Here is a 2,184-nt window from a genome sequence, read left to right on the forward strand (position 1 = left end):
ATCTAGACTTTTAATTGAAATAAATACAAGGTTAGGGTTCTTAGATAAAGTAGGGTTGAACTACTTGACCATAAATAGAAAATCTAACACCTTATCTGGTGGGGAAAGTCAACGTATAAATTTAGCTACATCTTTAGGTAGTAGCCTGGTGGGTTCTATGTATATATTAGATGAACCTAGTATTGGTTTACACCCTAGAGACACTGAAAATCTTATTGACGTATTAATATCATTACGAAACTTAGGCAACACGGTAATTGTTGTTGAGCATGATGAAGATATTATGAAAGCGGCAGATATGGTGATTGATATAGGTCCTGAAGCTGGTACACATGGTGGTGAAGTTGTAGCCCAAGGCACATTAAAAGAAATACTAAAATCAAAATCACTTACCGCACAGTACTTAAATGGTAAGATGGAGATTAAAGTACCTAAAGAAAGAAGAACATCTAAAAATCACATTTCAATTAAAGGTGTACGAGAGCATAACCTTAAAAATATTAATGTAACTTTTCCATTAGATATGTTGACCGTGGTTACGGGAGTATCCGGTAGTGGTAAAAGTACCTTGGTAAAAAAATTATTGTATCCTATAATTTTAAAGGAAACTGGGGGCTACGGAGAAAAGGCTGGTCAGTATACATCCGTAGAAGGTAAATTTAGCCATATCAAGCATGTTGAATTTGTAGATCAAAACCCAATAGGTAGGTCTTCACGTTCAAACCCAGTTACCTATATTAAGGCATATGATGATATTAGACATTTATTTGCCAATCAAAAATTGAGTAAAATAAGAAACTACCAGGCAAAACATTTTTCTTTTAATGTTGATGGTGGTCGATGCGAGAAATGTAAAGGTGAAGGCGAAATCACTGTAGAAATGCAGTTTATGGCAGATGTTCACTTAGAATGTGAAACATGTGGGGGTAAAAGATTTAAGAAAGAAGTACTAGAAGTTACCTTCAACAATGCCAATATTGATGACGTTCTTAATATGACCATTGATAATGCCATTCAGTTTTTTGAAACAGGAGAGCAGACAAAAATTGTTACCAAACTAAAACCATTACAAGATGTAGGTTTAGGGTATGTAACATTGGGGCAATCTTCTTCTACCCTATCCGGTGGTGAAGCGCAACGTATTAAATTGGCATCGTTCTTAATAAAAGGTAGTACAAAAGACAAAGCGCTTTTTATTTTTGATGAACCAACGACCGGATTACACTTTCACGATATTCAAAAATTACTAAAGTCTTTCAATGCACTTATTAAAAAAGGACATTCAATTGTAGTCATTGAACATAATTTAGATTTAATAAAATGTGCCGATTACATCATTGATCTTGGTCCAGGTGGTGGCGAAAATGGAGGACAATTACTAGCTGAGGGTACACCAGAAGAGGTTGTAAAAAGTAAAAAATCGTATACTGCGAGCTACCTAAAAGAGAAATTAAATTAATATTCTTCAAAAAACAAGAAACCAAATTTATATTTAAAAGTCTGATTATCAATTGCATAATCAGACTTTTTATTTTTTGGCACGCTGTTTGTAATGTACTAAGGGAATGTAAATATTTACATTTAGAACAACTGCCTAAGGGGCAGATTTAAAACCTTATATTATGAAGAACTTAGTACTATTATTGACAGCGGTTATTTTTAGCACCACAGGTGTTTTCGCTACAGGTATTAATGAAGATAAGGTTGCAAACAGCAATACTTATACATACGACAACTCATTTATTTTTATAGAAGACGGAATTACATTTTCTGTTTACCCTGATGGTGAGTTTGATTTTTATATTGAAAACCAAGTTTCAGGAAGCAAAAACGGAGTAACATTTAACTCAGGTTATGACTACAGTCCGTTTGCACAGTACGATGATTACGGTGCGGTTATCCAAGTAGAAAATGTGCCTATCTATTATGACTATTATGGTCGTGTTAGTTCAATTGGTGAAGTAAACATTAATTACACTAACAATAGAGTACGTAGTGTTGGTGGTATGAACGTATACTATAACAACCGTGGATTTTATGATTACCATACTGGTTATATCAACATATACAATAGAAGTTATGTGTACCGACCATTTCACAGATGGTTTGTTAGACCGGCAGTAGGTTTTAGCTTTGTATTCAATAGTCCTTACAGAAGATATTATACTCCTGTTAGATATTCTT

The 2,184-nt window shown here is 33.9% G+C and carries 1 protein-coding gene and 1 pseudogene; both read left to right on the forward strand.

What is annotated here, in order from left to right:
- On the forward strand, window positions 1-1,459 hold a 1,459-nt coding region (locus tag ABJI11_RS14745), incomplete at its 5' end, for an ATP-binding cassette domain-containing protein (RefSeq protein ID WP_348353787.1).
- 163 nt (window positions 1,460-1,622) lie between these two features.
- A pseudogene (locus ABJI11_RS14750) lies at window positions 1,623-2,184 on the forward strand (hypothetical protein); the annotation flags it as partial.

Source organism: Maribacter sp. (genome assembly GCF_039968975.1).
Taxonomy (GTDB): Bacteria; Bacteroidota; Bacteroidia; order Flavobacteriales; family Flavobacteriaceae; genus Maribacter.